Below are 24981 nucleotides of genomic sequence, written 5' to 3'. Positions count from 1 at the left end.
AAGGCACAGGGGAATAATAAAACACCTGACCAACCTACGAATACGAAGCGATCGCGCTTTAACCAGTCGTCTAGTACGTCAAACCACCCTCTTGACGGGGCGCGTCCAACTGCTATGGTCATGAGAACTAAAATCCTCTTGTTTACTAAAATTGCGACGTTTTTAAGGCAGGATGCTTTTGGAGGTTTTTTTCCTTAGCCACTGCCAGGAGGAATTTAACGTTTTTTTGACACTCTTAGCTACTGATTAGCAGTTAAGACTCTGAGAATTTACCGCTTGATTAATTGGGCATTTCTCATAATTATGCCACTATCTGTTACCATCACCAAGTCATTTGGTTGGCGGTAACTTAACGATTCTTAACTTATCACATTCTTCATGGTTTGCGCTGGAGATACGCAAGTTAATTTGGTATTTGGTTTTGAATCACAAAAATATAGTCAAAATAGTCAAATATTATAAGAAAATGGGCTGAAAACCTTTGAGTTTGAGTTTTGGAGCGTGGCGGAAAAACTTAACCGTCCTTATTTTAACAAAATGACACAACTTTTCTCATAAAACTTATAAATTTTCATATACATTATCTGAATAACATAAATTTAGCATGATAATAAGCAGCTAGATAGGATGGAAATGATTCAGGAGTTTGATCAGGACAATGGTAAAATCCTTTAAAATCTCCAGTAGAAGAATCAATATCAAACCACACAGTGAAAGTCCTGCTACTACAAGCTGATAGCGTTAATTTCTATAAAAAGATTTAAGCTGATGCTGGAGAAAATATATCTTTCAGGTTTGGGTGAATGAAGTTAAAATCTAGATCCATACCTGTCTCATTACCCAGGTTAGCCAGTCCCCAGTTCACAGAGAATATATAACGGTCTAAGGTAGCTAAAATGACGGCATCAACAAGGATTAATAAAAGCGATCGCCTCCTGCATCAAAATGTTCTCGGTTCTCGTCGGTTAAGTAACTACTGGTGGGCAACTATTGTTAGTTTAGGAGCATCGGGCTTTTTATTGGCTGGCATTTCCAGCTATCTCAAAGTCAATTTACTCATTGTCACCGATCCCACTCAACTGGTATTTGTCCCTCAAGGATTGGTGATGGGATTATATGGCATAGCTGGTGTACTGTTGGCCTTGTACCTGTGGCTAGTTATTTTATGGGATGTAGGCGGCGGTTACAACGAATTTAACCAGGAAACTGGCAAATTCAAAATCTTTCGTTGGGGGTTTCCTGGGAAAAACCGCCAAATTGAGATTGAAAGCCGCATCCAAGATATACAATCTGTACGTATATCTATTAAAGAAGGTCTAAATCCTCAACGCGCACTTTATCTGAAAGTCAAGGGAAGAAGGGATATTCCCCTGACACGGGTAGGTCAACCTTTATCTTTGGCTGAGTTAGAAACTCAAGGCGCTCAGTTAGCTCGCTTTTTGGGTGTACCCTTGGAAGGACTCTAGATTTTGGATTTTGGATTTTGGATTTTGGATCAGGAGTCAGGTGACAGGTGACAGGTGACAGGTGACAGTAAGAAAGAAATAGGGATTAGTCAGAAGTTCTTTAATTTTGACTTTTGACTTAATTTTTCTCCCCAGTCCCCAGTCCCCAATCCCCAGCGATGCACTGAGCTTGTCGAAGTGTCCCCAGTCCCCAATCACCATTCTAAAATCCAAAATTGCTAAGATACTTTGGTTGAGTAAGTAACTTTCAATGCGGTTAAAATTTTCACAATTTTTAGTCCTTCTGTTGATGATTGGTGGTTTGATGTTGACTGGATGTTCGGCTGATCCAGTCGCTTCTAGTACATCTCCCAATTCTACAGCTACCTCCAAGGCAACTGAGACAAGCGCCAAGTCAACTGAAGAAGCAAAAATCTCATCAAACAAAAATAATCAGAGTGTTCCCGGAATAAATAATTTACCACGTCTCGAAGGTAAGGCTACTGTAGTGATGACAGTTAAAGGATCACCAATTACCATTGAAGTCGATGGTGATAATGCTCCCATTACTGCGGGAAACTTTGTTGATTTAGTCGAAAAAGGCGTTTACGACGGTTTGGTATTCCATCGAGTTGTGCGTGAACCTCAGCCATTTGTGGTTCAAGGTGGTGATCCTCAAAGTAAAGATTCCAATACTTCCCCGCAACTGTGGGGAACTGGTGGTTATATAGATCCAAAACTGAAAACTGAACGCCGTATACCCTTAGAAATTAAGCCTGAAGGTGCAGAGCAACCAGTTTACGGTCAAACAATAACTCAAAAGCCTGTTTTGATTCACAAACTTGGTGCTGTAGCAATGGCAAGATCCCAAATGCCTGATTCTGCTTCTTCTCAGTTTTATTTTGCTCTAGCGGATCTGGGCTTTTTAGATGGTAACTACGCGGTTTTTGGTTATGTAACCGATGGTTTTGATGTAGTTAATAAAATTCAGGAAGGCGATAAAATTGATTCTGCCAAAGTAGTTAAAGGTGCTGAAAACTTGAAAGTTCCTCAGTAGTTATCAATTGATAATTGACAATTGACAATTGATAATTGTTTTATTCCAGGTTTAAAACCTCCCCTTTAAAGGGGGAAAAAGCCAAAATTCGGCTTTTGAAATCTTCTGATTTTAAGGGAGAGGTAATTGTCAATTGTTAATTGTTAATTGTCCATTATTGAATAGAGGGAATAGGGAATAAATCAAGTCAAAAGTCAAAATTAATAACTTCTGACTCCTTGAACTCCTGACTCCTGACTCCTGACTCCTAATTTAAAATCTAAAATCTAAAATCTAAAATTGGTTAGGGTTGTTGTTACTGGTATTGGTTTAGTTTCTGCTTTGGGTAACAGCTTGGAAGATAGCTGGCAAAATTTACTATGCTTAAAAACGGGAATTAAATTACATCAACCATTTCCAGAACTGGGGAAAATTCCTCTAGGTTTAATTAATCAACAACCTTCTGATTTGAGTACCCTCACTCAGATGGTTGTTTATTCTGCTTTACAAAATGCTGAATTAGTAGCGTCTTTGCCTGATTGTGCTGTGGTAATTAGTTCTAGTCGTAGCTATCAAGCGTCTTGGGAGAAGTTTGCACAGCAAATGTATGGTCAAGATACCAACCGAGAATTATTAAATCTGGAAAATTGGTTGGATACTTTACCACTGATGAATGCGATCGCTGTAGCCAGACAAATCGGGTCTTGTGGTCCAGTTTTAGCACCAATGGCGGCCTGCGCTACGGGAATTTGGGCAATTTCCCAAGCTGCTATGTTAATTCAAAGCGGTCAATGTCAACGGGCGATCGCTGGTGCAGTGGAAGCACCTATTACACCCCTGACCATCTGTGGATTTCAGCAAATGGGGGCTTTAGCAAAAACAGGCGCTTATCCTTTTGATTTACACCGGGAAGGTTTAGTATTAGGTGAAGGTGGTGCTGTGTTTGTGCTGGAATCTGCGGAGTCGGCAAAACAACGCCAAATCAACCCAGAAAATATTTATGGGGAAATTCTGGGTTTTGGCTTGACAGCAGATGCGTTTCATGGTATTCAGCCGGAATCAGAAGGAAAGAGTGCGATCGCTGCTATCAAGCAATGTTTAGAACGCAGTAATTTAACACCCGCAGATATAGACTACATTCATGCTCATGGTACAGCTACGATTCTCAACGACCGAATAGAGAGCAAAATTATACAGTCTTTATTTCCGCCAAAAGTAGCTATTAGTTCTACAAAAGGCTCTACAGGTCATACACTAGGAGCATCGGGGGCTTTAGGTGTAGCATTTTCGCTTTTGAGTTTAAAGCATAAAATATTACCTCCTGCTGTGGGATTGCAACAACCAGAATTTGATTTAAATTTTGTGACAACAGTAAGAAATACAGAAATACAAAAACTGCTCTGCTTGAGTTTTGGTTTTGGTGGACAAAATGCAGCGATCGCTCTAGGCAGTAGCAATTCAATATATTGAATTGATATAAGTAATCAGAATTCTGAAATCCTGACTCCTGACTCCTGCTATATTATTGATTTTTTGCTAATCTCTGCTTTTTACGACGTTTTTCTGTGGTAGCTACCGCATGATCCACCGGATAACCCACTACAGGAATAACCTGATATCTGCGGTCTTCCTCCAGGTTTCTCAGTTCTGTATAATCAACCCAGTGAATACAGTCTACAGGACAGGTATCTATAGCTTCTTGTATTACCTCTTCTGAGTCGCCATCTTGGCGAATTACACGCGATCGCCCATAATCAGGTTCAATATAAAATGTATTCCTAGCGACATGGGCGCAGTGTTTACAACCTATACAGGTAATTTCATCGACATAAACACCTTTCTGTCGTAGCAAACCGCCCAGTTCCGGCTCAAAACCAGAACTTTCTGGTTCATCTCGCAAAAAACCGCCTAATTCTGGCTCTAAACCGGAAGGATTATTGTCTAGATTATTATCTAAATCTTCTGGGAACGGTTGCAATTGAGACATTACGCACTCCAGCGTTGTACTACTAAACGAATAGAACCATCTGCATTTTTCTGTTCTTCAGCAACTTGGAAACCAACTTTGGCAGTTTCTTTCATCACTGTTTGGTAAGCATAACGTTGGGTGACTTGGCGCAAAAATCCATCTACAGATAAATTTTGCTGCCAATATTGTAAGTCAGCTACCAATTCGTATTCCTGACCATTCCATCTAAAACCGATGTCATAACCATTTTCCTGTTCAATGGTAACTTCGGCTGGATGGGTTTGACCACGATAACCACGCACTTCACGAGGTCCTGGTTTCCAGTCTACTCCTAAGTCGGAAAGTGCATCTTGTAAGGATTCAAGGTTGCGGATTTGAGTTTTAATTTGGCTAAAGTGTGACATGGCGGTTTGTAATCAATGAAAGTAGACGAGTTGGAAAACTTACCATTCGCTAAAAGCAGTTTGGGTATTGACTACACTTGATTCCTGTGTAGCTTTGTTGGCGAAAAATTCTGAGGTGGGCTGCTGATTTACCACTTTTCCCAGTTGGGCTTCTATGGCTGCTGTTACCTCCGCACAAGAAGATCCCACTATACCAGTGACTTTCTCTTGTACTCGACCGTCGGGATAAATTATAAATTCTAGTGTTTCCATTCTCTGAATGCCAATCTCAATAGTATCCTTGGACTTAACTGCTTTAGCGGAGTTAGTTTTCTATTGCTGAAAGAACACAGAAACAAAAGTTGCCATTTGTTCATAATGTTCCATCTTTAAAAATATATATCTCAAAATCTTAACGAAAGTTATTATTTGGGGTAGCAGTTACATCCATCAACCTATAGTTTCTCGTAACCTGATCAATTAGTCAAGCTGACTGCTTTTTGATCACTTTCCAGTTAAAAAGCCTGAAAAATTCGGCTTTTATCAGAGAAATCGTCATGCTGTAATTATGAAAAAATACTAAAGCTTATTGAAAATTTTTATCATTATCATTGAATTTAGAAAATATGGGGGAAATGTGGGGCGATCGCTTGTGGACTGAGATAGTCAATAAAAACACCCGTATCAATATAAACCTTCACACCTTAGTTCCCAATTCAGATAATAATTGTTCAGGTGTAACTATTTGAGGCTTACTCGTTGATAAAGAACCTAATGCTTTACTTAATGCTTTATCATAAGTAACTAAATAGTCATATTCAGCAGCACTACTAAGAATTAAAACATCATTAGAATGAGCTATACGGTTACGAAGGTCTGCTGCATACTTGAGATATTCCTCAGCTTTCTGTAAATTTACAGGTATCACATTAACTTCTTCTTGAAGTTCATCCAGAATTTCTGGGTTTTTACTGGACTCTACCAAGAAAAAAAGCTCCTGTAATACTACTGGATTAATTGCTAACCGCACTTGTGTCAACACTGCTGGAGAGAATAGTTCAGAACTAGGTGACTCACCACGTAAGTAAGCAGCGATAACATTTGTATCTAAAAAAAACAAGAGGCAGATGTTTAGATGTTTCCACTTGAAAATCTCTTGTTAGAATTGTGTTTACTTAATTGTACTTCAAAAACATTAGATATGTAGATTAGTCGAAAAAATTGCATGAATTACAATCTACTTATTCTTAACTATTTATTGCATCTTGCCAATGAGAAAATGTAAGTTTAGTAATTTCACCTTTTTCTAGATGATATATTTCCTCTAAACATTTAAAAAATGCCTGAGCATATTCTTTTAAACCTAATAAACAGAAATATTTAAAAATTCGGGTAATTCTTAAATGATGATGATTTCCCCAATGTACCCAAACTTTTTTCCTTTCTGCAAATGGATTGATCAATTTTAATTCTTATGTTCCCATCTTGACTTTTTTGACATGACATAGCGTTTCCCAGTCTCATGAGGTACACCCTAATTTATTTACTGTTCCCAATTCCCAATTCCCAATTCCCTAAGATAAAAAACTCTGTACCTCACTAGCTTGGTAAATGCTATATTTTCATATAAAAATATTATCTGTCCCCAGTCACCAGTCACAACCTACACTATCCATTCAGATGCGCGATCGCCCAAGTCAAGAGGAATACTTACAGCTTTACCCAATCGGGGACGCTCTTTAGTTTGTTCAACAAAAGTTTGTACTTGACTCGTTCCACCCAAAGCGTTGAGATAATTAGCGATGCTATCCAGATGTTCTTGATATTCTGGTTCGCTTAAAGGGAATGAAGCTTGTTCAAGATATTTCCACATAATTTGCAGAAATATCTTTCCTTGCGTCCTGCGGAACTGGACATCGTAGGAATATCCCCATTTATCAATTAACAGTTGACGTAATTCCTTGCCAGTCATAATGCTTTAAGATTTATTGTTGTATTGTTTATTTTAGTTAAATGCCATGCAAGTGAATTACATAGTCAGATAAACTGTTTTTCATTTAATTTGGATAAGTCTAGCGAGCAATATGACCGCAGCACAAGACTTAACTATATTAGGATTATCAAGTTTAGCTGCGTAACATCTGATTGTTACACGTCTAAAAAAAAATCAACACCGACTTAACGAGATCATGGCTGCTCTCATTTAGATTTTACATTTAGAGCCGACTTACTTACTCAAAATATTAATATTTATAGTACAGAAATATTATCATGTTTTGTCTGCATCTGTGATGCAAGATGTGAATGTGATATATTTAGTCTTGAGTTCAAGAAGCGTAGATCCTTGAGAAGTGGTGAAAGTCCGGCTCTGAGAATGGGGAGAGTCAGAATTGATCTGACCATAGCTCCTGTGTGACAGGAAATCCTATAAATCAGACAAAGTAAAACATTCTCAAGAGTAGCTAATCCAATCAGAACTGAAAAAAGAGAACCCGCAAAATATTTTCTTTAAAGTAGTCCCAACAGCTTTTAGACTAGAGATAGAGGGTGTTCTAGTAAGTCCTGTTGGGGTGATTCCCAGCAAACAGAAAGCATGAGATATTTGTCTATGCTTTTTGAAACTATGATAAGGATATAAAGAAATGTAATGCTAACAGAAGGTAATGCTAGATAGGTCTTCTTACCAAGAAGTATGGCATCACTGGGGGCGTTAGCATTTCGACTCAGGCAAAGTGTGAGGCTAGTTGCTACCACTCTTGTCAAAATTGCTGAACAAATTACACAAAGAGCGCGTAGACTATGGCTCAATTTTCTGAATCAATGGACGTACCCGATATGGGTCGTCGTCAGTTCATGAACCTGCTGACTTTTGGGACTGTCACCGGAGTAGCGGCTGGTGTATTGTATCCTGTTGTTAACTACTTTATCCCCCCCGCCAGTGGTGGTGCTGGTGGTGGTACAGTAGCAAAAGATGAACTGGGTAACGATGTTAGTGTTAGTAAGTTTCTCAGCAGTCATAACGTAGGCGATCGCACCCTTGTCCAAGGACTCAAGGGAGATCCTACCTATATTGTGGTAGAAAGCAAAGAAGCGATCACAGACTATGGCATTAACGCTATTTGCACCCACTTAGGTTGTGTTGTTCCTTGGAACGTAGCAGAGAACAAGTTTAAATGCCCTTGTCACGGTTCCCAGTACGATGCTACTGGTAAAGTGGTCCGCGGACCTGCACCCAGGTCTTTAGCTTTAGCTCATGCGAATGTCAACGATGACAAAATCGTTTTGACCCCTTGGACAGAAACCGACTTCCGCACTGGTGAAGAACCTTGGTGGGCTTAAACCATGTAATGGTTCAGCTTTAATGCTGAACAATGACAACTGACAACTGACCACTGACAACTGACTTTATAGAGATGAGAAACCCCCGTACACCAGCGAGGTTAACCCGCGCTGCTAAAGTAATGTTAAATACATTACTGATAGCGATCGCTACTGTGACATTTTTCTTCACCAGCGATATTGCTCACCCCCAAACAGCTGCTGCTTATCCCTTCTGGGCGCAGGAAACCGCTCCTGAAACACCCCGCGAAGCCACAGGAAGGATTGTTTGCGCTAACTGTCACCTAGCAGCAAAAAACACAGAAGTAGAAGTACCCCAATCAGTATTACCTGACACCGTATTTAAAGCGATCGTCAAAATCCCCTACGATACCAACGTACAGCAAGTAGGTGCTGATGGTTCTAAAGTCGGTTTAAACGTCGGTGCTGTATTGATGTTACCCGAAGGCTTCAAAATTGCACCAGAAGACCGCATTCCTGAAGAAATGAAGGAAGAAGTAGGCGATGTTTACTTCCAAACCTACAGAGAAGACCAGGAAAACGTGGTGATAGTTGGACCCTTACCAGGAGAAGAACATCAAGAAATCGTCTTCCCTGTGCTTTCACCTAACCCTGCTACCGACAAAAATATCTACTTTGGCAAATATGCCGTTCATGTAGGTGGTAACAGAGGACGTGGACAAGTTTACCCCACAGGTGAAAAGAGCAATAACAACGTTTACAACGCTTCCGCTGCTGGTACAATCAGCAAGATTGCCAAAACAGAAGATGAAGACGGTAACGTTAAGTATGTAGTTAGCATCAAAACCGACAGCGGTGAAGTTGTTAACGATACCGTTCCCGCAGGTCCAGAACTGATTGTTTCTGAAGGACAAACAGTTGCATCTGGTGACGCTTTAACCAATAACCCCAACGTCGGTGGTTTTGGTCAGAAAGATACAGAAATCGTCTTACAAAACCCCAACAGAGTCACAGGTTTGATCGCCTTTATCTGTTTAGTGATGTTGGCACAAGTTATGTTAGTGCTGAAGAAAAAGCAGGTGGAAAAAGTCCAAGCTGCTGAGATGAATTTCTAAATTCTTTACTAAACAATGATTTGTGGGACAGGCAAGATGCCTGTCTTTTTTTTATCACAGGAGTCAGGAGTCAGGAGTCAGGAGTCAAGAGTCAGGAGTCAGGAAGAAAGGATTTTACAGCAGATTTCATATAAGTGAAGTACACCAGTAGCGGGCAAGACTTGTACTGAGCTTGTCGAAGTATGCCCGCACCACAAGAGTTTTATGATTCATCTCTGTACCTCATAACACCGGGAAGTGCTGTATTTTCCCAATTCCCAATTCCCAATTCCCCATAACTTAATACTTAGGGTTTGCTGAATAAACCTAAAACCTTGATATATCAAAGGTTAGAGGCTGATAAACACAGAAATTAGTGCAAGGGTTTTGAAGGGTATACCGGAAAAAGTGTGCATTTTTTGGGATTTCAAGAGATGGCAAAGAAATTTTCCAATCTCCTCCTGACTCCTGACTCCTGACTCCTGACTCCTATGCCCTCACGGAAAGACTTTCTCAGCAACCCCTACTTAGGGTTTGCTGAATAAACTGAAACCCACTATGAATAAAGAGTTTGAGGGTGATAACAAAGAAAATAGGTGCAAGGTTTTGGAAACTATGAGTAGGAAAACCTTGCACTTTGTTGGTTTTTACCTCGTTTCCAAATACAAAAAACTCCTTGATATTCTTGAACTCCTGACTCCTTGATCTCCTCCACCAGATGTCTAATGATAAACAGCTAACTTTTGATCTTGCACCCGATCTTGAATATTCTCTTCTACAATTTTGCGGAAAACATCTCCATCAATGGTTTCTTCTTCCGCTAACATATCAACTAAACGCTCCATAATCATGCGGTTTTCTTGCAGTAATTCTTTTACCTTCACATAACAATTGCTAACAATCTCTCTGACTTGAGCATCAATTTTACCAGCAATTTCTTCAGAATATTCTGATTTATTTCCCCAGTCACGTCCCAAAAATATATCACTATTATTTTGACTTTCCAAGGATAATGGACCTAAATCAGACATCCCAAACCTTGTTACCATTTGTCTGGCCATGTTTGTCACTTGTTGCAAATCATTACCCGCACCTGTGGTAACTTCCGGTTTGCCAAACACTATTTCCTCAGCCGCACGACCGCCTAAAGCTGCCATAATTCGGGCTAAAATTTGGGAACGGGAAATTAAACCTTGGTCTTCATTGGGTGTAAACCAAGTTAAACCTAATGCTTGTCCCCGGGGAATGAGGGTAACTTTTTGGACTGGATCATGGTCTTTAACCAATGTACCTATTAAAGCGTGTCCCACTTCATGGTAAGCAATTAAACGTTTGTTTTTACTGTCTACTAAAGCAGTACCCTCCATTCCCGCAACTACCCGATCTACAGCATCATCTATTTCTAAAATGGTAATTGCTTCTTTGCGTCTTCTAGCTGTGAGAATAGCTGCTTCATTGAGGAGGTTAGCTAAGTCTGCACCGGTAAAACCAGGAGTCCGTCGGGCGATCGCATCTAAGGACACACTCGGATCTAATTTCTTATTCCGTGCATGAACTTGCAAGATTTCCAAACGTCCTTTTAAGTCTGGTGCATCGACAATAACTTGTCTATCAAAACGACCAGGACGCAACAAGGCTGAATCTAAGACATCAGGACGGTTGGTAGCGGCAATAATAATAATACCTGTGTTACCTTCAAAACCATCCATTTCTGTTAATAGTTGGTTTAAGGTTTGCTCTCTCTCATCATTACCACCACCGATACCTGCACCCCGCTGTCTACCTACTGCATCAATTTCATCTATAAAGATAATACAAGGAGCGTTATCTTTGGCTTTTTTGAACAAGTCACGGACACGGGAAGCACCCACACCCACAAACATTTCTACAAATTCTGAACCGGAAATACTGAAAAATGGTACAGCAGCTTCACCGGCGATCGCTTTTGCTAGTAAAGTTTTACCTGTACCTGGGGGTCCAACTAACAGCACGCCTTTGGGAATTTTCGCCCCCACTGCGGTAAATTTTTCTGGTTGTTTCAAAAAAGTAACTACTTCCTGTAATTCTTCCTTGGCTTCTTCAATTCCCGCCACATCATCAAATTTTACTCCGGTTTTCGCTTCCATTTGAAACCGAGCGCGAGATTTACCAAAATTCAAAGCTTGGTTAGAAGCATTGGCAGAACGGCGCAGGAACAACAGCATTAACGCCACCAGTGGTAAAATCCACATCAGGTTGATTAATAATCCTACGGCTGCTCTACTATTAGCAGAGGAAACCTGACCAAACTCAACATTTTTTTCTTTGAGTTTGTTTATTAACTCCGAGTTTTGATCTAAAAGCCGTACCGCTATAGGTGGTGTATCGGGTTTTTGGTCTGCTAAATAAACTTTAGCTATTTGTTCGGTTTCATCAATTTCGACTCTTTTAACCAGCCCTTGCTCGGTTTTTTGCAGCAATTCCCCGTAAGATAAAGAGTTACGTTCTGCTTTTTGTGCCAAGACGGGACTACCCCCAAACATTCCCGGCAACATGATCATAGCGGCTGCTAATGCCCCAGTCCAAGCTACTCGCTTTGTTTGATGCTGTTTGTTCAATGCCTTTTTAGCAACTTTTGTCATAATATTTACCCTTTTAATTTTGGCATAAGCGAATTTTTGGTTTTATGCCTATTCTTCTTACAGAAATAGCAATAACTGGAAATTACTGTTTTCTTATCTAGTTTAACTTCGAGCTATGAGAAATTGTTAATGGGTGATGGGTGATTGGTGATTGGTGATTGGTGATTGGTGATGGGTGATGGGTGATGGGTGATGGGTGATGGGTGATTGGTGATTGGTGATTGGTGATTGGTGATTGGTGATTGGTGATTGGTGATTGGTGATTGGTGATGGGTGATTGGTGATGGGTGATGGGTGATGGGTGATGGGTGATGGGTGATTGGTGATGGGTGATTGGTGATTGGTGATTGGTGATTGGGAAAGAAGGCAAGAGGCAAGAGGCTTTTAGAGAATTTTGGTGTATGGAGTTTTTTTCAATAATCAAATAGGAGTCCTATATTAGTCCTATATTTCAGTAGGTTTTATACAGCGGTTCATTAACTAACTATAATGTGATTATATTTTTAGTAACTATGAATATTACCCAACCTCACTACCATGCCTCCCCAAGCATATTATTGTACCAGGCTAGGCTGCCCCAAACCTGAAAACCACTTAGAAGAGAATGACCCCACCTGTCAAGCCTGTGGAATGCCCCTGATTCTATCAAGTTCAAAGGGGCGGTATCAACCCATAAAGCCCCTGGGTAAAGGAGGGTTTGGGGAAACTTTTCAAGCTGTTAACTTAGGACGCTTGAATCAAGATTATTGTGTGATTAAAAGATTGTATATTAATCCTAAAAATTTAGGTGCAGACAAAACACCCGAACAAAAAGCAGCGATAAAACAAGCTATTGAAAAAGCCTTTGAACGGGAGGCGCGGGTTTTAGAATCTTTAGGGGATAAAACCGGACAAATTCCCTCTTTATACGATTATTTCAGCTTCACCGCTCCCTCCTTTGGGGAAAATACTGACTTTGAATATCAATATGAATATCAATATGAATATAAATATTTAGTGCAACAATACATTGAGGGTGAAGACTTATCCCAGGAGTTGAACAGCCGAAGACGTTTATATCACACCGTTACCGCTGTAGAGGATAAAACCCATTTCCTTGGTAAAGATTTAGCCCTGTTACAGTTTAAATACCATAGGGGACATTACAACCCTGCCACCATGGCAAATGTTGCTCCCCGTTCAGGCTTTGTCATGGCCGCTGGTTTCCCCCTGTCTCCAGAAGCCCCTGGACAAACCAGACGTAAAACCCCGGCTGATGGCAACTTAGCCATTAAACCCGGTGAAATCACCCAGATATTACCCAAACCCCTAGAGGGGGGATACCGCATTGGTTACACCAGTGATGTAATTAAAGGTATGAGCGGTGGACCATTGTTGAACTGTAGAGGCGAAGTAGTAGGTATTAACGGACTTCATGCCCAACCTATTTGGGGTAATTCCTATGTATTTGCCGATGGCTCTTCTGTTAACCCCAGGGATGTAGCCACCATTATTCAATATAGTTGGGGTATTCCCGTCAGTGATTTTTTCCCTGGCCAGTTTACCTTCAGGTGATAGATTATCTATGAAATTTACCCCCGAACTAGCAGTAATTTTAGGCGCTACCACAGCAGCAGTAGTGTATTTACAACCAGTCCTAGCCGTTAACCCAGTGACAATACCCAGGGTGCCAGCAGCCGAAATTAACAACATTGCCCGACAAATCACCGTCAATATCGGTGGCTTGGATGGTGTAGGTTCTGGGGTAATGATTAATCGTCAAGGTAATGTTTATACTGTCCTGACTGCCTTTCATGTTGTGAAAAAGCCAGGGGACAATCAGGTAATTACTGGGGATTACGAGATAATTACTGGGGATGGAGAAAGCCACGAGATTGACAAAATTGAGCGCCTACGAGGATTAGATTTAGCCATCATTACTTTCACCAGCACTAAAGAGTATAGAGTGGCAGCGGTAGCAGATTCCCGCACAGTCAACAATGGTTCTCCCCTATATTATGCCGGGTTTCCCGCCAATGCCTCCAAAAATACCAATCCTAGACAGTATAAGTTTACAGAAGATCAACTGACATCCCGCAGTCAGGGAGAAAAGCAAGGATACGACTTAATTATGTCCGGTAAACCCCAAAAGGGAGTCAGTGGCGGACCAATTTTTGACCAGCGGGGGTTTGTCATTGGCATCTATGGTAAATCGGAACTGGACTCCACAAAAATACAAGGGGTGCAGGGTATCCCTATAGAGAAAATCCCTGACCTCTCCCGACGGGCGCGGGTGGTTCCCTGGTCAAGTTCTACCTTAGTTAACACCCTCACGGGACATTCAAGCTTGGTTCGTTCAGTAGCTTTCAGCCCCGATGGTCAAACCTTAGCTTCTGGGAGTTATGATAACACCATCAAACTGTGGGATGTCGCCACCGGCAAGTCAATCGCCACCCTCACCGGACATTCATATTTGGTTAATTCAGTAGCCTTCAGCCCCGATGGTAAAACCTTAGCTTCTGGGAGTGGGGATGATACCATCAAACTGTGGGATGTCGCCACCGGCAAGTCAATCGCCACCCTCACCGGACATTCAGAGTGGGTTAATTCAGTAGCCTTCAGCCCCGATGGTAAAACTTTAGCCTCTGGGAGTTTGGATAACACCATCAAACTGTGGGATGTCGCCACCGGCAAGTCAATCGCCACCCTCACCGGACATTCATCTAGGGTTATTTCAGTAGCCTTCAGTCCCGATGGTAAAACCTTAGCTTCTGGGAGTTTTGATAACACCATCAAACTGTGGGATGTCCCCACCGGCAAGTCAATCGCCACCCTCACCGGACATTCAGATGGGGTTAGTTCAGTAGCCTTCAGTCCCGATGGTAAAACCTTAGCTTCTGGGAGTTTTGATAACACCATCAAACTGTGGGATGTCGCCACCGGGAGAGAAATCGCCACCCTCACGGGACATTCAACTTTGGTTATTTCAGTAGCCTTCAGCCCCGATGGTAAAACCTTAGCTTTTGGGAGTCACGATAACACCATCAAACTGTGGGATGTCGCCACCGGCAAGTCAATCGCCACCCTCACCGGACATTCAGAGTCGGTTTACTCAGTAGCCTTCAGCCCCGATGGTAAAACCCTAGTCTCTGGGAGTGGGGATGGTACCATCAAGATTTGGCGGGGGCGTTAATCCTCATATCCCCGACTTCTGACCATAATCTTGTCAGGTAACCATAAATCTCTATAGAAGTCGGGGATATTGTCCGTGGGGTGAATCCTCATATCCCCCACTTCTGACCATAATCTTGTGAGGGTTGTTGACGGTTGACTGTTGACGGTTGACGGGTCAGGGGTTAAGAGCTACGACCACCGGGAGCCGGGGGTTAGAAACCCCCGTCTAATAGCTTAAGTCGGATAAATCCGACTATGTGTTAAATATAACATAATACATAGGGCTAACAATCATTGCCTAGAGTATTTTTTGTAACCTACCAGTCCACTTTTAGTGGACTTTGGCTATGAGACGCTTAATTTATTCCCCGGATGCACTGAGCAGCAGCGCTTCTCAGATCCCCGACTTCTGGACAAATTATATGAGATTATGCCAATTATTTAAGAAGTCGGGGATCTTACTCACCCGCGATCTGCTTGTAGCAACGCTTGGCGACCGCATTCCGTCAAGATAATCAAGTACATGATCTTCGTTGTCACTCAGATCCCCGACTTCTGGACAAATTATATGAGATTATGCCAATTATTTAAGAAGTCGGGGATCTTACCCCCAGTGGTCGGTGAGCGGAGTCGAACCGTGGTCGGTGAGCGGAGTCGAACCGTGGTCGGTGAGCGGAGTCGAACCGTGGTCGGTGAGCGGAGTCGAACCGTGGTCGGTGAGCGGAGTCGAACCGTGGTCGGTGAGCGGAGTCGAACCGTGGTCGGTGAGCGGAGTCGAACCGTGGTCGGTGAGCGGAGTCGAACCGTGGTCGGTGAGCGGAGTCGAACCGTGGTCGGTGAGCGGAGTCGAACCGTTGACCATCAAAAAATCCAAACCTACCCCCGAATGACTGTAATATTTCTCCCTTGGGGACTCATAGCTATTTCCGTGGTAGTGCGATCGCTGATGGGGGGTAAGTCAGGGCGACGGTCAAATATGACTAACCATCCTGTATCTAAATTTAATCCTGATAAATATTTATCTAATTGTACCAATGCTTTGGGTAAGGGGTCGGGTTTACCCTGTTTCCATACCTTTAATTCCATCCCTAAGACTACATCCCCATAACGCAGACATATATCCATTCTGCCAGAGCCTATGGCGTATTCCCGTTCTAAGCTGCCACCACCATTAACCACACGGTGTAAAAATGCCATTAATACTAAGTGGGGGGCTATTTCTGGGTAGGGAGTGCTTTTGAATAATGGTTCCCCGTGTTGTCGCCAAAAGTCTAAAAAAGTTTCTAATAGAATTTGGGGGTTTAATTCCCCTGTGGGTGTTAACCAACTAGGTTGAATCATCGGTAAACTATCTTGAGTACCCTGGGATAACACCTTGGGGATGACTTCTTGATAAATGGGGTTAGCTACCTTTAACCCACCTTCTTGACTGCGAATCACTAAACCTAAATCTAACAGATAACGGCGATCGTCTTCCGGTGTGTTGGGTAATTCTTCCCCAGATAAAATAGGTTCTATAATGGCTTTTACCCTATCTTCCCGTAATCGCTCTGCTAAACTATCTAAATGGGTGTCTTGCCTTTGAATTAAGATATCTTTAGCTTGATTAATTAAATCTACCGTGATGGGGATATTTACATCTTCTGCTAAGTATTCTGTAACTTGACGGGCGATCGCATTAACTAACCAAGGTTGACCCTGGGTTAAATAGTAAGCGTGGTTAATGGCTTCGGGGGTAAATATTTGCCCTGTGGCTTGAGTGTGTTGTTTGTATAGATTACTTACATCTTCTAAAGTAAAATTACTTAAAGTTATAGATTCCACCTTGATATTAAAGGGGCTAGAGGTATTTAACCTATCACTACCACCGGCAGCTACCTTATAATCACGTACATCCCGCATCCCAATTAAAGCCACACATTGAGGGAAACTCTGGGGACGACGGGGGAAACCGTCCCTTAACTGTCTTAAAACAGTAATTAAAGTTTGATTTTGCAGAGAGTCAATTTCATCAATAAACACCACCAAGGGGCGCTGAGAAGTTTCCGCCCAGGATTTGAGGAAAGAGCCAATACGTTGAGGTGGATTACCATTAGTTAAGAAAGGTGGTTGTAATTCTGTTGGTAGCCAACAGTCAATAGCATCTTGCCAAGCATCTAAAATCCTTCTTTCTGCTACTTCTGGCTGATCGGGAAAAGCAGAGCCTACTTCTGCGGATACCATAACGGCGGTATATTTACCACTAGCTGTTAATTCCTGTGCTAGGGTAAGCATGGCAGTGGTTTTACCTGTTTGTCTGGGTGCATGGATGACAAAGTAATTTTGTTGGTCAATCAGGCGTTTTAATTGGGGTAACCGTTCGGTGGTGGGTAGGGTATAGTGGATATCCGGTTTACAAGGGCCTGCGGTGTTAAACCATTTAGTCATAAAAGTTTAAGTAAGGTTGATTTGATGATAACTTCTATGATTGTTGACCGTTGACCGTGGTCGGTGAGGGGAGTCGAACCGTGGTCGGTGAGGGGAGTCGAACCGTGGTCGGTGAGCGGAGTCGAACCGTGGTCGGTGAGCGGAGTCGAACCGTTGATTGTTGACACAAAACAAAACTCATCTTTACAATTTATTCTCCCTCATCAATAAAATAAGGAAACCTGCAAATGGTACAAACACCTGCTCAAATTATCACCCTAGAACAATTCCTAGAACTGCCAGAAACCGAACCTGCAAGCGAATATATTGATGGGAGCATCATCCAAAAACCAATGCCACAAGGAGAACATAGTGTAATTCAAACTGAGTTATCACCTGCAATTAATTTAATATTAAAACCTCAAAAGATTGCCAGAGCTTTTTCAGAATTGCGTTGTACTTTTGGTGGACGTTCAATTGTACCTGATATTTCTGTCTTCTGTTGGGATAAAATTCCCCGTCAGGAAAATGGCAGAGTTGCCAATGTTTTTGCGATCGCTCCAGATTGGACTATTGAAATTCTCTCACCTGATCAAAGCCAAACTAAAGTTATTAAAAATATTTTACACTGTCTCAATTATGGAACTCAGATGGGCTGGCTAATTGATCCACAAGAACAATCTATATTTGTTTATTTTCCAGATCAACCAACGGCATTTTATGATCAACCAAATGCACGTTTGCCAGTACCAGAATTTGCCAAAGATTTTCATCTGACTGTAAAAGAATTGTTTGATTGGTTATTAGAGTGAGTAGAGTATTTTTGTGAATTGAAGCAAGTAAAATTTTCAATAAATGGGAGTATTAGCCTTCTTCATGACCACAAACGCTGAATAGAATAGGCATCAAAAGCCGCATCACGACTAACTAAAACCCTGGTAGGGTGACATCATTCGAGACAAACCATATAAAAGCATGAGTATCTAATAATAATCTATTCATTAATCAAATAGGAGTCCTATATATTAGTTTGTATCATCATCTTTTCCCAAAACTAATACCTATATTGTAACTAATTCCCGATAAAAATTACAGCTTACACGAAAAAGTGACAGACAAAAATTAATCTTTCACCTGTCACCAATTACCCATTACCAATTACCCAGTCCCCAGTCCCCAGCGATGCACTGAGCTTGTCGAAGTGTCCCCAGTCCCCAATCACCTAATGATGGTGATGATGATGTATAGCTAACTGTACATTAACTTCCTTACCTTCTGCTGCCATTAATTCTTGAATGTGAATATTTGCCCATTCCGCAGCCATATCCAAAAAGCGGGGATCATCATTTACACAAGCCATTTGTAAATAGTCCACACCAGAATGCTGTTTTTCTAAATCATGAATAATGTGATGTACATCTAACAAGGTTTCATGATTTTCTGTGGCAAAACCTATGGGCATAAACATTACCACTTTTGCACCTAATTGAATCAGATTGTTAGCTGCTTGGGTGGCATTGGGTTGAGTCCATTCAATTAATGGTGTATCGTGGTTTAACCAACCGACAGAAATTAAAGGATAACGGTGAATTAATTTCTCTCTCACTAATTCGTAAAGTGCTTGACTTTCATCAATTCCTGATGTAAAACCTTTGGCTTTGTGTGGACATCCATGATTCATCAACACAATACCAATTTGTGATGGTAAATAGGCATTGGCTAAGTCAGAATTGATTTTCTCTTCTACTATTTGCGCCATTAAATTGATATATTCCGGCTCATTGTAGAAAGAAGGAATATAACGCATTCCTTTCACCCAATGTTCATCACCATCAGCTAATTCAGCCAAAGCATTATTAACTTGTTCAATAGCAATACCACTGGTAAAAATAGAATCTACCACTAACAAAGGATAGATCAATATTTTTTCAAAGCCTTGATTTTTGATTTCTGCTAAAACTTGTTGCGGTAAAAAAGGAGCGCAAAAGTTAAAAGCTTTGAAAACTTGAACACCACCGCCCCATTTATGTTGTAATTCGTGTTCAATTCCTGCCCGTTGCTGTTCAAAAATGGCATTATGGGGTGAGATAAAATCATGATGGGTATGTCCCCATTCATGACGATCAAATATAGCTAAAATCTTGGCTAAAGTGGGATAAATCCAAGTTGGTACTGGTGCAAATTTGGCAGTAAGTAGATTTAAAGCTTGTTCATTATAATTGGCAAAATCTTCATAGCTCTCGACTTCACCATAACCCATGAGCAGTACAGCTATGCGATCATGGACTGGTAGATGCTCGTGAGTATGTTGCATTTTTTCTGGAGTTGCAACCACAATAATTCCCTCAATATAAGCGAAATGGCGACATCCTCACTGGGTATAACCCTATAATTCGCCATATTAGTTAATTATTATCCCATCCAGGGGGATAGGATAGATGTGAACATAAAAATATACATCTGATCATGAAAAATTTACAATTAACCAGTAAAAATTAACAATTAACTTACAATTAACCGAGCAAATGCCATAGGTTGTTGATCTTTAACCATAAAAGCTAATGAATATTATTATTTGTCCAGGTATTCATGAAATAGAATTAACGCAAAGCTTTGTCAGCAGCTTGTTTAACCCCAATGTAGAGAGAGGTGATCAGCAGTTATTAAATATACTGGTTTTTCCGGGAGAGGGGATTTTCACTTTATCAGCACTTCATATTTTACTGTTTTTGCGCGATCGCCTGAATAATAAGCTAGAATCCCCTGTTATATTCATTGGTTTTAGTGCCGGTGTAGTAGGTGCGATCGCGGCAGCTACAACATGGCAACTTCAAGGTGGTAATGTGAAAGCCTTAATAGCTATAGATGGCTGGGGCGTGCCATTATGGGGAAATTTTCCCATACATCGCCTGAGTCATGGTTATTTTACCCATTGGAGTTCTGCTATTTTAGGTATTGGGGAAGATAACTTTTATGCCGATCCACCAGTTGATCATTTATCAATGTGGCGATCGCCCCAAACAGTACAAGGTAACTGGACAGATCCATCAATTCGGTTTTCCCACTCCCAAAAATCCCTGAATGCGGCTGAGTTTTTGCATATATTGTTAAAAAGTTATGAATAACAGGGGACTGGTGACTGGTGACTGGTGACTGGTGACTGGTGACAGTGAATAGATAATTATTTATTCCCAATTCCCAATTCCCAATTCCCAATTCCCAATTCCCAATTCCCAATTCCCAATTCCCAATTCCCAATTCCCAATTAGTGATGTTTCCCACTGAACCGACTGCTGTTAATACTGGCTTTGGCGCACTGCTAAAAAACCGTAATTTTATGCTCCTGTGGATTGGGCAACTCATTTCCCAGTTAGCAGATAAGGTTTTATTGATTTTAATGATTGATTTGTTAGAGAAAAAATACTTACCTGCCAGTTTACCAGAAGGCACAGGGCGCTTTTATATGTATATGGCTTTTACCCTACCAGCGATTTTTTTCGGTTCTGCTGGTGGTGTGATTGTTGATAGGATGCCCAAAAAGCTAATTATGGTGGGTTCTGATGTCGTGCGGGGCTTGTTGACATTAAGTATAGCTTTCTTGCCCAGGCAGTTAGGAATATTGTTAGCACTGAATTTTGGTATCTCCTCGGTAACTCAGTTTTTTGCCCCAGCGGAACAAGCTACTATTCCCCTAATGGTGCAACGAGAGAATTTAATGGCCGCTAATGCTTTATTTAGCAGCACCATGATGGGAGCATTGATAGTTGGTTATGCTGTGGGAAAGCCAATTTTAGACTGGGCGGAATATTTAAACTCTGATTTTGGCAAAGAACTATTAGTAGGTGGTTTCTATCTGTTATCAGCTATCATCATGTTGCCAATTCGGTTTACAGAACATAGGCAAACATCCGTAGCTAATCCTATCACCGAATTTTTACAAGGTTGGCAATATCTAAAACAAAACCGCTTAGTCTGGAATGCGATGTTACAAATTGTCGCTTTGTATTGCGTGTTTGCGGCATTATTAGAATTATCTATTAGATTAGCTGCTAGATTGAACTTAGAACAAACTGATTTTAGTTTCTTTGTTGCTGCTGCCGGTGTGGGAATGGTTTTAGGCGCAGGAATTTTGGGACATTTTGGACATAAACTGCATCATAAACCCTTGCCGTTAATTGGTTTTATGTTTATGGCCTTGGCACTGGGAATGTTTATTGTTACTCATAATTTATTTTTAGTGTTAGGACTTTGTGTTTTCTTGGGTTTAGGTGCAGCATTAATTAACGTGCCGATGCAAACCTTAATTCAACAACACACACCCCCAGCAATGCACGGTAAGGTATTTGGCTTTCAAAATCATGCCATTAATATTGCGCTGTCCGCACCTTTATTGATTACAACCAAGCTGGTTAATGCTTTTGGCTTGGCAACAGTTCTTTTTGGTATGAGTATCACTGTAGTATTGATTGGTTTCTGGACTTGGCAAAATACCCGGAAAGTCTTGCAAGATTTGATCTAAAACTTGTAAAATAGTAATCCTTTATGTTGATAAATCAAGATTATTTCAGCATCAAGGGGAATTTTTCAATTAAAATGAGATTCTAAATACAAAATCTAAGGCTTAACTTTTAGTTATATTTTGAGGTTAACCGTGCCATCGTCTTCTCAAATCAGTCTCCCACAATCGGAAAATCAGAAACAGTCTGCTGTCTCTAAATCTACCCCTGTAACTCCAAAACGGGCAACTGGCGGTTTTGCTTTGTTAGATAGTCTCCTTCGTCATGGTGTTGAGTACATTTTTGGTTATCCCGGTGGGGCAATTCTACCGATTTATGATGACCTTTACAAAGTAGAGGAAACTGGTACAATTAAACACATTCTTGTCAGACACGAACAAGGTGCTTCCCATGCTGCTGATGGTTATGCCCGTGCAACTGGCAAGGTAGGAGTATGTTTTGGTACTTCTGGTCCTGGAGCAACTAACCTAGTAACGGGTATTGCAACTGCTTACATGGATTCTATTCCCATGATTATTGTCACTGGACAAGTACCACGGGCTGCAATTGGTACTGATGCTTTCCAGGAGACAGATATTTACGGGATTACTCTACCGATTGTGAAGCATTCTTATGTAGTGCGTGATCCTAAAGACATGGCACGAATTGTAGCGGAAGCGTTTCACATTGCTAGTACGGGTAGACCTGGACCTGTTTTGATAGATGTTCCTAAAGATGTGGCTTTAGAAGAATTTGATTATGTGCCTGTAGAACCAGGTTCAGTGAAGTTACCAGGATATCGTCCCACAGTTAAAGGCAACCCCAGACAAGTTAATGCAGCTATCCAGTTAATTCGTGAAAGTCGTCGTCCTTTATTGTATGTGGGTGGGGGTGCGATCGCGGCTAATGCTCACGAAGAAGTTAAACAATTAGCAGAATTATTTAATATCCCTGTCACCACAACCTTAATGGGTATCGGTGCATTTGATGAACATCATCCCCTATCTGTGGGAATGTTGGGAATGCACGGAACAGCTTACGCTAACTTTGCGGTGACAGATTGTGATTTACTGATTTGTGTTGGTGCAAGATTTGATGACCGGGTAACAGGTAAATTAGATGAGTTTGCGTCCCACGCTAAAGTTATTCACATTGATATTGATCCAGCAGAAGTAGGTAAAAACCGTGTTCCTGATGTGCCTATTGTCGGTGATGTCAAAAACGTTTTACAAGATTTATTGCGGCGATGTCAAAGCGCAAACGGCAAGGTAACACCTAACCAAAATCAAGAATGGTTGAATTTAATTAACCGTTGGAAACAGGATTATCCTTTGGTTGTACCTCATCACGCTGATAGCATTTCTCCCCAAGAGGTAATTGTGGAAGTTGGTCGCCAAGCACCCAACGCATTTTATACCACTGATGTGGGACAACATCAAATGTGGGCAGCCCAATTTTTGAAGAATGGACCAAGACGCTGGATCTCTAGTGCAGGTTTAGGAACAATGGGTTTTGGTGTACCTGCGGCGATGGGTGCAAAGGTGGCTTTCCCTGATGAAGAGGTAATCTGTATCAGTGGTGATGCTAGTTTCCAAATGTGTTTACAAGAACTGGGGACTTTAGCACAATATGGGATAAATGTCAAGACCGTAATTTTAAATAACGGTTGGCAGGGAATGGTGCGCCAGTGGCAACAAGCCTTTTACGGTGAGCGTTATTCCTGCTCTAACATGGAAGTAGGGATGCCAGATATTGAACTCTTGGCACAGGCTTATGGTATTAAAGGTATGGTGATTAATACCAGAGAAGAGTTAGCGGATAAAATCGCGGAAATGCTGGCACACAATGGACCTGTAGTGGTAGATGTGCGTGTTACTAAAGATGAAAACTGCTATCCAATGGTAGCGCCTGGTAAGAGTAACGCCCAGATGTTTGGTTTACCAAAGCCAGCACCAAAAACCGCAGTTGAGCCAGTTTACTGCAACCATTGTGGTACAAAAAACCCACCCAGTCATAATTTCTGTGCTGAGTGCGGGAATAAGTTGTAAGTCATATAACCAGAATCAGATCCCTGATTTCTGCAAGAAGTCGGGGATATTGTGTGAAAATCACCTTCTAGATTGGGTATATAGCTTTTGAGTTTAGCTAAAATCTTTTTGATGTTAAAAACATAACTTCTGTGTGCAAATGTATGAAAAAAAGTAACAGTCTCTGTGATTTTATGCAATGATTTGGGAATCTAAATAATAGTCTGTCAAAAGGATCATCATGTCTAAAAGTGAGTTGGTTAAAAGCAAAATCAAAACTCCAGTTAAACTAGAACCAGAAGTGGCGATCGTCATTATCGGACTTTTTTCCGCTTCTGGTGAGGATGAAGGTATTATTACCCCCGAAGAATACCCCTTACCAGAAATGTTAGAAGGTATTGAACTGTTTGCAAGTTACTCTGAGGAAGACTTTGATAAGTTAACAGCAAAAGTCAACACCTTGATAGAGGAAGAAAAAGTAGAGAATTTAATTCCTAGTGCGATCGCATCCTTAACAAAAAAGAGTTATCGTGAAACTGCCTATATCACAGCTATTTTGATCCTGGGAATGGAAGAAGACATACCCGAATCAGAAGAAGATTATCTCTTTGAACTTCAGGAAGCATTAAAAATTTCCGATGAGCGAGCAGAAGAACTGATAGACGAAATTTTTGAACAATATGAAGAAGAAGAGGAGGAAGAAGAATAATTATTGGTTTGTTTTTTGAATATCCCCCTCTTTTCCAAGAATTAGGTCATTTAGCTCTTTAGTTTGCAGTTTTCACATAAATAAGTTAATTTAGCTCATGAGTAGCAAATTTTAGGCGATCATGGGCTTTTTAAGTAGTAATTCAGCTACGCAAAGTACAGCAGAATTCAGGAGTCGTAGGGGCGAAGTAGGGGCGAAGTAGGGGCGAAGCATTCGGAAAATAACCTGTGATCAAAATTGATAATTTATCGCCCGAATGCTTCGCCCTTACAGGAAAATAACCTGTGATCAAAATTGATAATTTATCGCCCGAATGCTTCGCCCTTACAGGAAAATAACCTG

The 24981-nt window shown here is 41.1% G+C and carries 23 protein-coding genes and 3 pseudogenes; 14 read left to right on the top strand and 12 right to left on the bottom strand.

Going from position 1 to position 24981, the window contains the following annotated elements:
• Positions 1-122, bottom strand: a pseudogene (locus tag H5968_RS20770) (photosystem II D2 protein (photosystem q(a) protein)); the annotation flags it as partial.
• 774 nt (positions 123-896) lie between these two features.
• Between H5968_RS20770 and H5968_RS20765 the strand changes: the two are divergent.
• The 4 genes from H5968_RS20765 (at position 897) to H5968_RS20750 (ending at position 3951) form a co-directional block, all read left to right on the top strand.
• Entirely contained in the window at positions 897-1466 is a 570-nt protein-coding gene (locus H5968_RS20765) for a photosystem I assembly protein Ycf4 (protein ID WP_096566289.1), read from the top strand.
• Between the two features lie 106 nt (positions 1467-1572).
• Positions 1573-1710, top strand: a complete 138-nt coding sequence (locus H5968_RS20760; RefSeq protein WP_187041469.1) for a hypothetical protein — start codon at positions 1573-1575, stop codon at positions 1708-1710.
• A gap of 6 nt (positions 1711-1716) precedes the next feature.
• On the top strand, positions 1717-2502 hold the full coding sequence (locus H5968_RS20755; RefSeq protein ID WP_187041468.1) for a peptidylprolyl isomerase: 786 nt from the start codon (positions 1717-1719) through the stop codon (positions 2500-2502).
• Between the two features lie 279 nt (positions 2503-2781).
• Entirely contained in the window at positions 2782-3951 is a 1170-nt protein-coding gene (locus H5968_RS20750) for a beta-ketoacyl-ACP synthase (protein ID WP_187041467.1), read from the top strand.
• A 52-nt stretch (positions 3952-4003) separates the two neighbouring features.
• Here the strand turns inward: H5968_RS20750 and H5968_RS20745 are convergent, their stop codons facing one another.
• The 6 genes from H5968_RS20745 to H5968_RS20720 all read right to left on the bottom strand — a co-directional run bounded on the left by H5968_RS20745 (position 4004) and on the right by H5968_RS20720 (position 6805).
• Entirely contained in the window at positions 4004-4468 is a 465-nt protein-coding gene (locus H5968_RS20745; protein WP_187041466.1) for a ferredoxin, read from the bottom strand.
• Positions 4468-4854, bottom strand: a complete 387-nt coding sequence (locus H5968_RS20740; RefSeq protein WP_096566281.1) for a DUF1257 domain-containing protein — start codon at positions 4852-4854, stop codon at positions 4468-4470. Before H5968_RS20740 ends, H5968_RS20745 begins: the two co-directional genes overlap by 1 nt.
• 39 nt (positions 4855-4893) lie before the next feature.
• Positions 4894-5106 carry a DUF2997 domain-containing protein gene (locus H5968_RS20735; protein WP_137668128.1) on the bottom strand — a complete coding sequence of 71 codons (213 nt, stop codon included), beginning with the start codon at positions 5104-5106 and terminating at the stop codon, positions 4894-4896.
• A 424-nt stretch (positions 5107-5530) separates the two neighbouring features.
• Positions 5531-5953 carry a PIN domain-containing protein gene (locus H5968_RS20730; RefSeq protein ID WP_222620754.1) on the bottom strand — a complete coding sequence of 141 codons (423 nt, stop codon included), beginning with the start codon at positions 5951-5953 and terminating at the stop codon, positions 5531-5533.
• 127 nt (positions 5954-6080) lie between these two features.
• Positions 6081-6296 (bottom strand): hypothetical protein, encoded by a 216-nt coding sequence (locus tag H5968_RS20725; protein ID WP_187041465.1) that lies wholly within the window; start codon positions 6294-6296, stop codon positions 6081-6083.
• 200 nt (positions 6297-6496) lie between these two features.
• A complete protein-coding gene (locus H5968_RS20720; RefSeq protein WP_096566275.1) occupies positions 6497-6805 on the bottom strand; it encodes a DUF3067 family protein in 309 nt (102 codons plus the stop codon).
• An 827-nt stretch (positions 6806-7632) separates the two neighbouring features.
• Here H5968_RS20720 and petC point away from each other — a divergent pair.
• Both petC and petA read left to right on the top strand, forming a co-directional pair.
• A complete protein-coding gene (petC, locus tag H5968_RS20715) occupies positions 7633-8172 on the top strand; it encodes a cytochrome b6-f complex iron-sulfur subunit (protein WP_096566273.1) in 540 nt (179 codons plus the stop codon).
• A 74-nt stretch (positions 8173-8246) separates the two neighbouring features.
• Positions 8247-9248: a cytochrome f gene (petA, locus tag H5968_RS20710; protein WP_187041464.1), complete on the top strand. Its 1002-nt coding sequence runs from the start codon at positions 8247-8249 to the stop codon at positions 9246-9248.
• A gap of 701 nt (positions 9249-9949) precedes the next feature.
• Here petA and ftsH read toward each other — a convergent pair.
• Both ftsH and H5968_RS20700 read right to left on the bottom strand, forming a co-directional pair.
• Positions 9950-11848: an ATP-dependent zinc metalloprotease FtsH gene (gene ftsH / locus H5968_RS20705; RefSeq protein ID WP_187041463.1), complete on the bottom strand. Its 1899-nt coding sequence runs from the start codon at positions 11846-11848 to the stop codon at positions 9950-9952.
• 97 nt (positions 11849-11945) lie between these two features.
• Positions 11946-12218 carry a hypothetical protein gene (locus tag H5968_RS20700; protein ID WP_222620753.1) on the bottom strand — a complete coding sequence of 91 codons (273 nt, stop codon included), beginning with the start codon at positions 12216-12218 and terminating at the stop codon, positions 11946-11948.
• A gap of 167 nt (positions 12219-12385) precedes the next feature.
• Between H5968_RS20700 and H5968_RS26215 the strand changes: the two are divergent.
• The 3 genes and pseudogenes from H5968_RS26215 to H5968_RS20690 form a co-directional block, all read left to right on the top strand.
• A pseudogene (locus H5968_RS26215) lies at positions 12386-12475 on the top strand (4-Cys prefix domain-containing protein); the annotation flags it as partial.
• A 3-nt stretch (positions 12476-12478) separates the two neighbouring features.
• Positions 12479-13402, top strand: coding sequence for a trypsin-like peptidase domain-containing protein (locus tag H5968_RS20695; RefSeq protein WP_187041462.1), 924 nt, complete (start codon positions 12479-12481; stop codon positions 13400-13402).
• A 10-nt stretch (positions 13403-13412) separates the two neighbouring features.
• Positions 13413-15020 carry a trypsin-like peptidase domain-containing protein gene (locus tag H5968_RS20690; RefSeq protein WP_187041461.1) on the top strand — a complete coding sequence of 536 codons (1608 nt, stop codon included), beginning with the start codon at positions 13413-13415 and terminating at the stop codon, positions 15018-15020.
• An 857-nt stretch (positions 15021-15877) separates the two neighbouring features.
• On the opposite strand, the gene H5968_RS20685 is transcribed toward H5968_RS20690, so the two are convergent.
• Entirely contained in the window at positions 15878-17428 is a 1551-nt protein-coding gene (locus H5968_RS20685) for an ATP-binding protein (RefSeq protein WP_187041460.1), read from the bottom strand.
• Between the two features lie 227 nt (positions 17429-17655).
• Here H5968_RS20685 and H5968_RS20680 point away from each other — a divergent pair, with 227 nt between their 5' ends.
• Positions 17656-18219, top strand: coding sequence for a Uma2 family endonuclease (locus tag H5968_RS20680; protein ID WP_187041459.1), 564 nt, complete (start codon positions 17656-17658; stop codon positions 18217-18219).
• Between the two features lie 410 nt (positions 18220-18629).
• On the opposite strand, the gene H5968_RS20675 is transcribed toward H5968_RS20680, so the two are convergent.
• Entirely contained in the window at positions 18630-19742 is a 1113-nt protein-coding gene (locus tag H5968_RS20675) for a ferrochelatase (protein WP_187041458.1), read from the bottom strand.
• A 226-nt stretch (positions 19743-19968) separates the two neighbouring features.
• Here H5968_RS20675 and H5968_RS20670 point away from each other — a divergent pair, with 226 nt between their 5' ends.
• From H5968_RS20670 to H5968_RS20655, 4 genes are all read left to right on the top strand, one after another.
• Positions 19969-20532, top strand: a complete 564-nt coding sequence (locus H5968_RS20670) for a hypothetical protein (RefSeq protein ID WP_187041457.1) — start codon at positions 19969-19971, stop codon at positions 20530-20532.
• 146 nt (positions 20533-20678) lie between these two features.
• Positions 20679-21926 carry an MFS transporter gene (locus tag H5968_RS20665; protein ID WP_096566252.1) on the top strand — a complete coding sequence of 416 codons (1248 nt, stop codon included), beginning with the start codon at positions 20679-20681 and terminating at the stop codon, positions 21924-21926.
• 132 nt (positions 21927-22058) lie between these two features.
• Positions 22059-23951 carry a biosynthetic-type acetolactate synthase large subunit gene (gene ilvB, locus H5968_RS20660; RefSeq protein ID WP_187041456.1) on the top strand — a complete coding sequence of 631 codons (1893 nt, stop codon included), beginning with the start codon at positions 22059-22061 and terminating at the stop codon, positions 23949-23951.
• A 220-nt stretch (positions 23952-24171) separates the two neighbouring features.
• On the top strand, positions 24172-24639 hold the full coding sequence (locus H5968_RS20655; RefSeq protein ID WP_187041455.1) for a tellurite resistance TerB family protein: 468 nt from the start codon (positions 24172-24174) through the stop codon (positions 24637-24639).
• 142 nt (positions 24640-24781) lie between these two features.
• Here H5968_RS20655 and H5968_RS20650 read toward each other — a convergent pair.
• A pseudogene (locus H5968_RS20650) lies at positions 24782-24981 on the bottom strand (hypothetical protein); the annotation flags it as partial.

The sequence above is a fragment of the Sphaerospermopsis sp. LEGE 00249 genome (assembly GCF_014299995.1).
Lineage (GTDB): Bacteria > Cyanobacteriota > Cyanobacteriia > Cyanobacteriales > Nostocaceae > Sphaerospermopsis > Sphaerospermopsis kisseleviana.
The sequence above is the reverse complement of the archived record's forward strand: the minus strand, read 5'-3'. Positions and strand labels throughout refer to the sequence as shown.

Excerpts from the sequence above, each read along its gene's own strand:
- H5968_RS20765 (WP_096566289.1), top strand. The coding sequence starts at position 897 with ATGACGGCATCAACAAGGATTAATAAAAGCGATCGCCTCCTGCATCAA.
- H5968_RS20755 (WP_187041468.1), top strand. The coding sequence starts at position 1,717 with ATGCGGTTAAAATTTTCACAATTTTTAGTCCTTCTGTTGATGATTGGT.
- H5968_RS20745 (WP_187041466.1), bottom strand. The coding sequence starts at position 4,468 with ATGTCTCAATTGCAACCGTTCCCAGAAGATTTAGATAATAATCTAGAC.
- H5968_RS20740 (WP_096566281.1), bottom strand. The coding sequence starts at position 4,854 with ATGTCACACTTTAGCCAAATTAAAACTCAAATCCGCAACCTTGAATCC.
- H5968_RS20735 (WP_137668128.1), bottom strand. The coding sequence starts at position 5,106 with ATGGAAACACTAGAATTTATAATTTATCCCGACGGTCGAGTACAAGAG.
- H5968_RS20720 (WP_096566275.1), bottom strand. The coding sequence starts at position 6,805 with ATGACTGGCAAGGAATTACGTCAACTGTTAATTGATAAATGGGGATAT.
- petC (WP_096566273.1), top strand. The coding sequence starts at position 7,633 with ATGGCTCAATTTTCTGAATCAATGGACGTACCCGATATGGGTCGTCGT.
- petA (WP_187041464.1), top strand. The coding sequence starts at position 8,247 with ATGAGAAACCCCCGTACACCAGCGAGGTTAACCCGCGCTGCTAAAGTA.
- ftsH (WP_187041463.1), bottom strand. The coding sequence starts at position 11,848 with ATGACAAAAGTTGCTAAAAAGGCATTGAACAAACAGCATCAAACAAAG.
- H5968_RS20695 (WP_187041462.1), top strand. The coding sequence starts at position 12,479 with ATGCCCCTGATTCTATCAAGTTCAAAGGGGCGGTATCAACCCATAAAG.
- H5968_RS20690 (WP_187041461.1), top strand. The coding sequence starts at position 13,413 with ATGAAATTTACCCCCGAACTAGCAGTAATTTTAGGCGCTACCACAGCA.
- H5968_RS20685 (WP_187041460.1), bottom strand. The coding sequence starts at position 17,428 with ATGACTAAATGGTTTAACACCGCAGGCCCTTGTAAACCGGATATCCAC.
- H5968_RS20680 (WP_187041459.1), top strand. The coding sequence starts at position 17,656 with ATGGTACAAACACCTGCTCAAATTATCACCCTAGAACAATTCCTAGAA.
- H5968_RS20670 (WP_187041457.1), top strand. The coding sequence starts at position 19,969 with ATGAATATTATTATTTGTCCAGGTATTCATGAAATAGAATTAACGCAA.
- H5968_RS20665 (WP_096566252.1), top strand. The coding sequence starts at position 20,679 with ATGTTTCCCACTGAACCGACTGCTGTTAATACTGGCTTTGGCGCACTG.
- H5968_RS20655 (WP_187041455.1), top strand. The coding sequence starts at position 24,172 with ATGTCTAAAAGTGAGTTGGTTAAAAGCAAAATCAAAACTCCAGTTAAA.